Genomic DNA, 10,226 nt, shown 5'->3' with positions numbered 1-10,226 from the left:
GCCCTGCCCTCCCCCAACCTCGACGACCGCCGCTTCCAGCAGTTCGTGGACGACGCCAAGCGCTACATCCAGCAGCGCGCCCCCGAGTGGACCGACCACAACGTCTCCGACCCGGGAGTGACGCTGGTCGAGGCCGTCGCCCACCTGGCCGACCAGATCGTGTACCGGCTCAACCGCGTGCCGGAGAAGAACCACCTGGCCTTCCTCGACCTCGTCGGCATCACCCGCTTCCCGCCCACCGCCGCCCGCGCGGACGTCACCTACTGGCTGTCGGCGCCGCAGGAGGAGCCGATCGTGGTACCGGCCGGCGCCGAGGTCGCCACCGTGCGGACGGAGAGCGAGGAGGCCGTCGTCTTCGCCGCCGAGCGGGACCTGACCGTCGTGCCCTGCGCCCTGCGGCACATCGCGGTGCGCAACAGCGGCCAACAGGTCACCGACCGGACCACCGACCTCGCCGAGGGCCGGGACGTGCTGTGCTTCGCCGAGGCCCCGGCCGTCGGCGACTGCGCACTGTTCGGACTCACGGCGGCGGTGCCGGACTGCGCGGTGGCGCTGGAGTTGGACAGCCACGTCGACGGCGTCGGCGTGGACCCGCGGCAGCCGCCCCTCACCTGGGAGGCGTGGACCGGGAACGGCTGGCAGGAGTGCGAGGTCGACCGGGACGAGACGGGCGGGCTCAACCGGCCGGGAGCCATCGTGCTGCACGTCCCCGGCGGGCACGCGCTGTCGCGGAGTGGCGGCCGGCAGGCCGGATGGCTGCGCTGCCGGGTCACCGAACCCCTGCCGGGCCAGCCGTTCTACACCACCTCGCCGACCGTGCGCGCCGCCGAGGCGTTCACGATCGGCGGCACGGCCCCGGTCGTCCACGCCGAGACCGTCCGCGACGAGGCGCTCGGCGAGTCCACCGGCCTGCCGGGGCAACGGCTGCGCCTCGCGCACGCGCCCGTCGTCGGAGACGACCCGCCGCTGCTGCTCCAGACCGCCGAGGACGACGGGTGGGTCGACTGGCACGTCGCCCCGCACTTCGCCACCTCAGGGCCGCGCGACCGGCACGTCACACTGGACGCGACGACCGGCGAGATCGCCTTCGGCCCGGCGGTCCGCGAACCCGACGGCACACTGCGGCAGTACGGGATGGTCCCACCCAAGGGCGCGGCCGTCCGCGCCCGCCGCTACCGCACGGGCGGCGGGCGCGCCGGCAACGTGGCGCGCGGCGCCGTGCGGGTGCTGCGCACCTCCATCCCGTACGTCTCCGAGGTCGTCAACCGGGAGGCGGCGCGCGGCGGCGTCGACGGCGAGACAGTCGCGGAGGCCAAGACGCGGGCGCCGATCACACTGCGCGCCCAGGAGCGAGCCGTGACGCTACGCGACTACGAGGAGTTGACGCGGCGCGCCGCGCCCGAGACGGCCCGCATCACGTGCCTGGAGGGGGAGGAGAACGAGTACGGGGCCCACGCCGTACGGGTGTTGGTGGTGCCGCAGGCGGTCCCTGACCCGGACGGGCGGCTGCGCTTCGAGCAACTCGTGCCGGGCGACGCGCTGCTGGACCGCGTGACCCGCCACCTGGACGAGCGGCGTCCGATCGGGACGCGTCTCGCGGTGGGGCCGCCGTACTACCAGGGCGTCACGGTGGTCGCGTCCGTGCACGCGTTCCGCGGCGTCGACGCCGACCGGGTACGCGAGCAGGCCCACGACGCGCTCTACCGCCACCTCGATCCGCTGACCGGTGGGGCCGAGGGAGCGGGGTGGCCGTTCGGACGCCCCGTGCAGGCGGGCGAGGTCTTCGCGGTGCTCCAGCGCGTGCCGGGGGTGGAGCTGGTGGACGAGGTGCTGCTGCACCCGGCCGACCCGCTGACCGGCAAACGCGGCGACGCGACGAACCGCATCAACCTCGCACCCTCGGCACTGGTGTTCTCCTACGACCACCGGGTGCGGGTCATCGGAGACGCGTCGTGAGGGGCTCCGTCGACGGCCTGGCGTCGTCCGCGCCGATCGGCCAGGCCCTGCCGGCCGTGTTCGCCGACGACGACCTGATGCGGCGTTTCGTCGGCGGCCTCGACGACGTGCTGGCGCCGATCCTGAACGTACTCGACTGCCTGGACGCGTACTTCGGGCCCGACCTCGCGCCGCTGGACTTCGTGCGGTGGCTCGGCACCTGGGTCGGCGCCGAGACCGACGGCACGGAGCCGGAGGCCCGGCTGCGCGCGGCCGTCGCCGCCGCCGCGTACCTGCACCGGATACGCGGCACCCGACGCGGCCTGGCGGAGGCGGTGCGGCTGGCGTTCGGCGTGGAGCCGGAGATCAGCGAGAGCGGCGGCGCGGCCTGGAGCGCCGGCCCGTTCGGGCCCATGCCGGGCCAGCCCAGGCCGCGACTCCACGTCCACCTGCGGCTCACCGAGCCGACGCCGGCGGACGAGCACCGCCTCGACGCCCTCGTGGCCGCCGCCCGCCCCGCCCACCTGCCGTACACGGTCCAGGTGACCGCCCTCGAAAGGACTCCGGAGAGATGACCACCAGGAACTGCCCCGAGTGCGGCACCCCGGCGGAACCGGGCCAGGCGTTCTGCGAGGCGTGCGGGGCCGTACTCGGCTGGTCGGACTCGCCGGCGCGGGCCGGGGCCGTGGCATCGGACGCCGCGAGCGCGTCCGGCGGGAACCGGGCCGTCACGCGGGAGGGCCCCGGCGCGGCCGGAACCGCGCCACCCGCCGCACCCGTCGCGCCGGCCACCCCCACGCCCGGGGACCCGCTGGCGGACGAGACGGAGACCGCCCCGCAGGCGCGCGTCACCACCCCGGACGACGCGATGTCCGACCGGGCGCGCCAGCTCCTCGTCCCCGTCGCCGACCCGGCGGGCGCGGCCGACCCGCCGGCCGCCAGCCCCGTCCTGCCGGGCCGCCCCGACGCCGTGCGCCCCCAGGTGCGGTCGGTTGACCAGGAGCCCGGCGTCCACGGCGGCCTGCCCTGCCCCTGGTGCGGCACCGCCAACCGCCCCGACCGGCACTACTGCGCCCGCTGCGCCATGCCGATGACCGGGGACGAGGACGCCCGGGGCGTTCGCCGCCCCTGGTGGCGGCGGCTGCTGGACGGCCGCGACCGCGAGGCGCCGTGGGCCGGCGAGCGCCCGAGGCTGCGCCGCGGCTTCGAGCACATCCTCAGGTGGCTGGTCGCGGCGCTGGTTCTGACGCTGCTGGTCATCCTCGCCGTGCGGATCCCCGACGGTGTCCGGGCGACCCGCGACCACTTCGCCAGGCGCGGCCCCGTCGAGCCGGCCCGCTTCGACGCGCTCCACTCGTACGAGGACCACCCCGCCGACTTGGCGTTCGACAAGCTCAACGACACCTGGTGGGGCCCGGGCGTCTCGCAGTCCGGCGAGGGCGAGTGGATCGAGGCCAGCTTCGCCGAGCCCACCAGGCTGCTCGACGTGATCATCACGCCAGGCGTCTCCACACGCACCGACCAGCTCCGCGAATCGGCGCTGCCGCACCGCGTCGAGGCGCGGATCACGACGGAGGACGGCAGCACGACGACGCGGGAACTCACCCTCGACCAGGGCCTCGGCCCGCAGCGCCGGCAGTTCCGGGCCGAGGGCGTGACCAGCGTGCGCTTCACCATCCTGTCGTCGTACGGGGCGAGCGCGGATCGTCAGGTGGCCATCGCCGAGATCGAGTTCTTCGGCCCGTCGTCCGGCAACCGCCTGTGACGGGCGCCGGCCGGGATGGCCGCTCGCCGTGGGGCCGCAACCGAGCGGAACGGAATCGTCGAGTACGTCATCTACCAGGTCAGCAACGGTCGATTCGCGCAGATGACGAACCCGCACGATTCGGCCGGGTTGCGGCGACAGTTGACCGCCTGACAGCAGGAGGTCTTCGGGCGGCTTCCAGGAAACCGACGGTTGTGGAGCGGCACGGGCAACAGCGACAGGACGGTGGTGGTCCTGGGTGCCACGGGGCGGCAGGGCGGGGCGGTCGCCGCGACGCTACGGGCGGACGGCCGGGCGGTTCGCGCGGTCGTGCGTGATCCCTCCGGCCAGCGGGCCCAGGCGCTGTCAGCCTAAGGCGTCGAGCCCGTCCGCGGAGCCGGGGCGATGCCCTCGGATCGGACCCAGCCGATCACCGGCCCACTCGCATGCGGCCCCGGGTCGACCCGCCCCCTCGCCGGTCAGCTCTTCATGAATGCCGTAGGACCAGGCCGGCGGGGGGCCGGCTCAGGCGGTCTCGGGCGTCGCGTCGAGGCGGTCGGTTCGATCGCGGAGTCCGAGCCGGTAGCGGTTGAGGAGCAGTGTCGCCGTGACAGCGAGGCCGACCAGCAGGCCAAGCCAGATGCCAGTGAGTCCGAGTGCGGTGCCGTAGGCGAGCAGGAAGACGGTCGGCAGACCGATCAGCCAGTAGCCGACCAGGGTGAACCGCAGGCCGCTCCTGGTGTCGTCCAGGCCGCGCAGCAGGCCGATCCCGATGTTCTGGCAACAGTCGAAGAGTTGGAGGACGGCGGCGACGAGCAGCAGGTCCCGCGCGATGGCGAACGCCTCTTCCCCGCCCGCCTCTCCGGCACCCGTGTCAAGGAAGGGCAGGAGCACGAGCGTGGGTGCGGCCACGTATGCCGCCGCCACCAGGCCGGTCACCAGGGCGGCCGTGGCCAGGGCCGCATCCCGGACCCGGGCGGCGCCGTGTGGCCGGCCCAGCGCGATCTCGCGGCTGACGTGGATGGAGGAGGCGTGTGAGAGTCCCACCGCGATCTGGAAGACGATGTAGACGAGTTGGTTGACGGCGGTGTGGGCAGCCAGTGCAGAGCTGCCGAAGGAACCGGCGATCAGGGCGGTGACGGAGAAGAACCCGGCCTCGGAACCGTAGGTCACCGCGACGGGGACGCCCAGGCCGCACAGCCGGCGGAGGGTGCTCCGATCCGCGCGGAGCAGGTCGAGGGCGAGCAGAGGGGCCAGTTCGGGATCGCGTCGGGCGGATCCGAAGAGGGCCGCGGCGGTGAGCAGATGGACCAGGGTGGTGGCGAGTCCCACGCCGGCGAGTCCGAGGGCCGGCATGGGGCCGGGACCATGGATGAGAAGCACGTTGAGTGCGGCGTTCACAGCGATGGACGCCAGGGTGATCCGCAGCAGGGCCTGGGGGCGTCGCATGCCGACGGTGAACTGCCGGACCGTCTGGAACCACAGGGCGGGAACGAGGCCCGGGGCCAGCGTGATCAGCATCCGCCGGGTGTCGGCCACCACCTCGACGTCCTGGCCCAGGTGGCCGAGGAGTTGACCGATGAGCAGCATGAGGCCGGCGCCCCCCAGCCCGGCGGCGGTGGCCAGGGCCAGGCTGGCACGGACGATCCGCCGGACCTCGGCGGCGCCGCGGTCGTCGTTCTCCCGGCCTTCGGCGCTGGCGACCGCCGCGGCTATCTGGTTGCCCGCGGCGGTGATCAACCCGACGCCCATCGTCCGCACCTGGTTGAAGACCACCAGGGCGAGCCCGCCGGCGGCCAGTTCGCCGGCGCCGAGCATGCCGAGCATCACGGTGTCGGTGGTACTCAGCGCGACCTGGGCGAGTTGGGTGAGGGCGAGGGGGACGGCGAGGGTGGCCAGGGATCTGCCGTCTGCCAGCAGCCGGTTGAGTCGAGGCACGGGCGGGGTCGTCACACGCCCCACTGAACCATGGGTATCCACCTGTCAGGCATCTCTGCTTAGGATAGGCAAGCCTTACCAGTTGATGATCGTGGTGTGACCGTGCCCCCGTGACGGGGGCACGGGAGAGAGGACATGGCATGCTCGGCAGGCGAGAGTTGATCGGGGTGGGCGGCGTCGCCACGGCTGTCCTGCTGGCGGGGTGCACCGGAGACGCGAACGACGGTGCCACGAGCCCCCAACCCGGCGGCGGTGAGCCGCAGAAGGGCGGCATCCTCCGCGTCGGCGCGCTCGGCCGCGCCTCGGCCGTCACCCGCGATCCGCACGGCACCCAGGGCAACGAGAGTGACTACCTCATCCTGGCCCTGGTCCACGACACCCTCACCGTGCCAGGCGCCATCCACAACACCGTCCCGCGACTCGCGTCCGACTGGACCTCGTCGGAGGACCTGCGGACCTGGCACTTCACCATTTCCGAGGGGGCCACGTTCCACGACGGCACCCCGGTCACCGCCGAGGACGTCGTCTGGTCACTGCGCCGACTGCGCGACACGCCCGCCGGTGCCGCCCGACTGCCGGGGATCACCCGCGAGAACATCACCGCGGACGGCGAGCGCACCGTCGTCCTCGTCTCCGACTACCCCAACGCCGAACTCCCGCTCCTCACCCGCCTGACGACCTTCGTGCTCAGGAAGGACACCCCCGAGGACCAGATCGCCTCGGCGCCCGGCACCGGCCCGTTCCGGCTCGACTGGTTCCGGGACGGCAACGCCCGGCTGCTGCGCAACGACGACTGGTACGGCGGCGAGGTCCACCTCGACTCGATCGAGGTCACCATGTTCGAGACCGCGCAGGCCATGACCAACGCCCTGCTCGCCGGCCAGATCGACCTGGCCTCGAACGCCGGCGCCGTCGCCGCCCGCACCGCGGAGGCACGTCAGGACATCCGCGTGATCCGCCGCCCCGACGACATGGCGATGCCGGTCGTGATGCGCACCGCCGACGGCCCGTTCGCCGACCCCCGGGTCCGCGAGGCCCTCAAGCTGGTCGTGGACCGCGAGGCCATGGTCGAGCAAGTGCTCTCCGGCTACGGCAGCGTCGCCAACGACGTTCTCGGCACCGCCGACCCGAACTACGCCGCCGACATCCGACAGCGCACCCGCGACCTCGAGCGTGCCGGGGAACTCCTCGCCGAGAGCGGGTTCGACCTCTCCCGCACCTACCAGCTCGTCACCACCGAGGACATCGCCGGGCTCGCCGAGGCCGCCACCCTCTTCGTCAACCAGGCGAGGGAAGCCGACATCAGGATCGAGGTGGTCACCCAGGAGTCCGGCGCCTTCTACGAGAGCACCTGGCTCCAGGGCGACCTCTACATGACCTACTGGGGCACCAACGACTCGGTCCTCTTCTACGCCTCCAAGACCATGATCACCGGCTCCGGGCAGAACGAGAGCGGCTGGTCGGACGAGGAGTTCGACGCCGCCTACTACCGGGTGATGGACACCGCGGACGAGGCCGAACGCGCCACCGCCCTGCGCGACCTGCAGGAGATCGAACACGAGCGCTCCGGCTACCTGCTGTGGGGCATGGCCGACGGCATCGACCTCGCCACCGACAAGGTGAACGCGCTCCCCGAGTTGCCCGGCTACGGCCGGGTCCAGCTCGAGGGCGTCTGGCTGTCGCGTTGAGCGAAACGGCCGCCGACACCGCCAGCGCGCCACTCCCTTCCGGGCCCCGGCTCAGCACGCTGACCCGGCCGCTCCGCCCACTGGCCCTGCTGCTGCGCCGGGCCGCGATCCTGCTCCTCCTGCTCGTCGCCGTCTTTCTCGCCGTCGACCTGCTGCCCGGCGACGCTGCCACGGCCACCGGCGAGCGCGGCGAGAGCGTCGAGGAACGACGCCGGCTGCTCGGCCTCGACCAGCCGGTGTGGCAGCGGCTGTGGGAGTGGCTGAGTGGACTGCCGCACGGCGATCTCGGCACCTCGGCCCGCGGCGAGCCGGTGACCGACCTGCTCGCCACGCCGTTCCCCAACACCCTGCTGCTCAGCGGCCTCGCGCTGGCCCTCACCGTCGCCGTGGCGCTGGTGCTCGGCTGCCGCGCGGCGCTGCGCCGCGGCGGGCCGTTCGACCGGGTCGTGAGCCTCACCAGCACCATGGCCATCGCGCTGCCCGAGTTCGTCATCTCCGTGGGGCTGCTGCTCACCCTCTCGCTGTGGACCGGCTGGCTGCCCGCCACCACCATGACCGGCGCCGACGGCTCCATCACGTCGTGGAGCATGCTCGTCATGCCGGTGCTGGCGCTGGCCATCCCGCAGATCGGCTGGAACACCCGCATCGTGCGCGCCGCCCTCGCCGACCAGGCCGCCCTGCCGCACGTCGCGGCCGCCCATCTCGACGGCCTCGCGCCGACCCGGGTGCTCCTGCGGCACACGCTGCCCGGCGCCCTGCCGACCATCGCCACCGGCCTCGCCACCTCCACCGGCATGCTGCTCGGCGGTGCCGTGGTCGTGGAGTCGCTGTTCAACTACCCCGGCGTCGGCACCGTGCTCAGCGGCGCCATTGCCAACCGCGACACCCCGGTCATCGTGGGCGCCGCCGCCTGCACCGGAGCCGCCGTCACTCTCGTGATCCTCCTCGCCGATCTGACCCGCGCCAGGGCCGTGGGAGGCCGCTCGTGACAGCAACGCCCCCGCCGACGCACCGACGCTCCGACCTCCGCAGGGCACTCGTACTCGCGGCGCCCGCTGTCCTCCTCGGGCTGCTCACGTTGTGCGGACCACTGCTCGCCCCTGAGGCGGAGGGGACGCCCGTCACCGCGCCCTACGCCGAGCCAGGCGGCGGAGCTCCACTCGGCGGCGACCTGCTCGGACGGGACGTCCTCAGCCGGGTGCTGCACGGCGGCGGGCCACTCATCGGCAGCGCCCTCGTCATCGCGCTCGCCGTCACCCTGCTGGCCACCCTCATCGGCTGCCTCGCCGCCCTCCGCCCCGGGCTCGGCAGAGCCATCGAGCGCACCACGGACTTCGCCATCCTGCTCCCGCCCCTGTTGGGCGTCATGCTGCTCGCGCTCGCCTGGCCCGGCGGAGGCCGCGCCGCCGTGGTGGCCGCCGCCGTGGTACTCGGCACCCCCTACGCGACCCGGATCGTCGCCGGCGCCGCCGCGCCGTTCGCCACCACCGGATTCGTCGAGTCGGCCATCGCCAACGGCGAGGGGATCCTCCACCTCGCCTTCCGGGAGATCCTCCCCAACCTGCGGTCCACCGTGATCGCCCTCTTCGGCCTCCGCTTCGTCGAGGGCGTCTACATCGCCTCGATGGCCGGCTTCCTCCAACTCGGCCCACAACCACCCGCCGCGGACTGGGCGTTGATGGTGAAGGAGAACGCCCCCGGCATCCTCCTCAATCCCTGGGCCGTCATCGCGCCGAGCATCGCGATCAGCGTCCTGGCGGTGAGCGTCAACCTCGCCACCGCCGCCCTCGCCCGCAACCGGCCCCTCAGTGAACGGACCGTCACCGCATGACCGGCCCCGACCTCGCCGTCGACGTCACCGACCTGACCCTCGGCATGCCGAACACGGGCCACGTGCTGTCCGACGTCACCCTCCGGGTGCCGCGCCACGGGATCACCGCGCTCACCGGCGCCTCCGGCTGCGGCAAGACCACCCTGCTGCGGGCCGTGATCGGCGCGCTGCCGCCCGGCGGCCGGGTCGGCTCGGGCAGCGTGCGGGTACTGGGCCACGACGTGTTCGCCCTCTCCCCCGGCGAGCTCAGGGCGCTGCGCCGGCACCGCATCGGCTACGTTGGCCAAGATCCGGGGTCGTCACTCAACCCACGCCTACGGGTCCGCCGACTGATCGCCGAACTCGCCCTCGACGGCCGTCCCGAGACCATCCGCGAGCTGCTGGACGAGTGTCGGCTCGGCGACGTGGCCGACCTGCCGAACCGCCGCGCGGGCGAGCTGTCCGGCGGGCAACAGCGGCGCGTCGCCCTCGCCAGGGCGCTGGCCAGGCAACCCGAGGTGCTGCTGCTCGACGAGCCGACCGCCGGACTCGACGCCGAACTCCGCGACCAAATCGGCGAGTTGCTGCGCCGGCTGGCCGACGAACGCGGCCTCACCATCCTTCTCACCAGCCACGACCCAGCACTGGTCGCCCGCTGGGCAGACCAGTCGCTGGAGCTGGCCCCCACCGTGGTCGCCACCCCAGCCCCGAAGGCGGCGCCCGCGCCCGCCGCACGCGGGCTGCCGGCCGGGGACGGCGGCCTGGCCGCCACCAGCGTCTCGTTCCGCTTCCCGACCACGAGTCGTGCCGCCGCGGCCCACCCGGCCCTGGACGCCGTCGACTTCATCGTCCCACCGGGCGCCACCACCGCGCTCATCGGCTCCTCCGGCTCCGGCAAGACGACCCTGCTCCGTGTCCTCGCCGGGCTCCAGCGGCCCGACGCCGGCCAACTGACCCTGGACGGCCGCCCACTGGCCGGCGCCGCGCACCGACGCACCCCGGACCAACGCCGACGCATCCAGCTCGTCCCACAGAACCCGCTTGGCGCGCTCAACCCGGCCCATCGGGTCGGCGCCACCCTCGCTCGCCCCCTTCGGCTGCACCGCCGCGC

General features: G+C 73.6%; 9 protein-coding genes. 8 read left to right on the top strand and 1 reads right to left on the bottom strand.

The annotated features are described in order from the left end of the window. The 4 genes from E1283_RS23645 to E1283_RS23630 all read left to right on the top strand — a co-directional run. Nucleotides 1-1,956: putative baseplate assembly protein (locus E1283_RS23645; protein WP_243745053.1), on the top strand; the 1,956-nt coding region annotated here is incomplete at its 5' end. Further along, nucleotides 1,953-2,510, top strand: coding sequence for a phage tail protein (locus tag E1283_RS23640; RefSeq protein ID WP_132820144.1), 558 nt, complete (start codon nucleotides 1,953-1,955; stop codon nucleotides 2,508-2,510). The genes E1283_RS23645 and E1283_RS23640, both read left to right, overlap by 4 nt. Further along, a complete protein-coding gene (locus E1283_RS23635) occupies nucleotides 2,507-3,700 on the top strand; it encodes a zinc ribbon domain-containing protein (RefSeq protein WP_132820143.1) in 1,194 nt (397 codons plus the stop codon). Before E1283_RS23640 ends, E1283_RS23635 begins: the two co-directional genes overlap by 4 nt. 225 nt (nucleotides 3,701-3,925) lie before the next feature. Continuing rightward, nucleotides 3,926-4,054 carry an NmrA family NAD(P)-binding protein gene (locus E1283_RS23630; RefSeq protein WP_132820142.1) on the top strand — a complete coding sequence of 43 codons (129 nt, stop codon included), beginning with the start codon at nucleotides 3,926-3,928 and terminating at the stop codon, nucleotides 4,052-4,054. Nucleotides 4,055-4,204: 150 nt separating this feature from the next. On the opposite strand, the gene E1283_RS23625 is transcribed toward E1283_RS23630, so the two are convergent. After that, entirely contained in the window at nucleotides 4,205-5,632 is a 1,428-nt protein-coding gene (locus E1283_RS23625; protein WP_243745052.1) for an MATE family efflux transporter, read from the bottom strand. 125 nt (nucleotides 5,633-5,757) lie between these two features. Between E1283_RS23625 and E1283_RS23620 the strand changes: the two genes are divergently transcribed. The 4 genes from E1283_RS23620 to E1283_RS23605 all read left to right on the top strand — a co-directional run. Then, nucleotides 5,758-7,305 carry an ABC transporter substrate-binding protein gene (locus tag E1283_RS23620; protein ID WP_132820141.1) on the top strand — a complete coding sequence of 516 codons (1,548 nt, stop codon included), beginning with the start codon at nucleotides 5,758-5,760 and terminating at the stop codon, nucleotides 7,303-7,305. Beyond that, nucleotides 7,302-8,294 (top strand): ABC transporter permease, encoded by a 993-nt coding sequence (locus E1283_RS23615; protein ID WP_341829949.1) that lies wholly within the window; start codon nucleotides 7,302-7,304, stop codon nucleotides 8,292-8,294. Before E1283_RS23620 ends, E1283_RS23615 begins: the two co-directional genes overlap by 4 nt. After that, nucleotides 8,291-9,136 carry an ABC transporter permease gene (locus tag E1283_RS23610; protein ID WP_132820140.1) on the top strand — a complete coding sequence of 282 codons (846 nt, stop codon included), beginning with the start codon at nucleotides 8,291-8,293 and terminating at the stop codon, nucleotides 9,134-9,136. The genes E1283_RS23615 and E1283_RS23610 overlap by 4 nt, the downstream gene beginning before the upstream one ends. Beyond that, nucleotides 9,133-10,226, top strand: a 1,094-nt coding sequence (locus tag E1283_RS23605) for an ABC transporter ATP-binding protein (protein ID WP_132820139.1), incomplete at its 3' end; no start/stop codon positions are given. The genes E1283_RS23610 and E1283_RS23605, both read left to right, overlap by 4 nt.

Source organism: Streptomyces hainanensis (assembly GCF_004348415.1).
In the GTDB taxonomy this organism is placed as follows: Bacteria; Actinomycetota; Actinomycetes; order Streptomycetales; family Streptomycetaceae; genus Streptomyces; species Streptomyces hainanensis.
The sequence above is the reverse complement of the archived record's forward strand: the minus strand, read 5'-3'. Positions and strand labels throughout refer to the sequence as shown.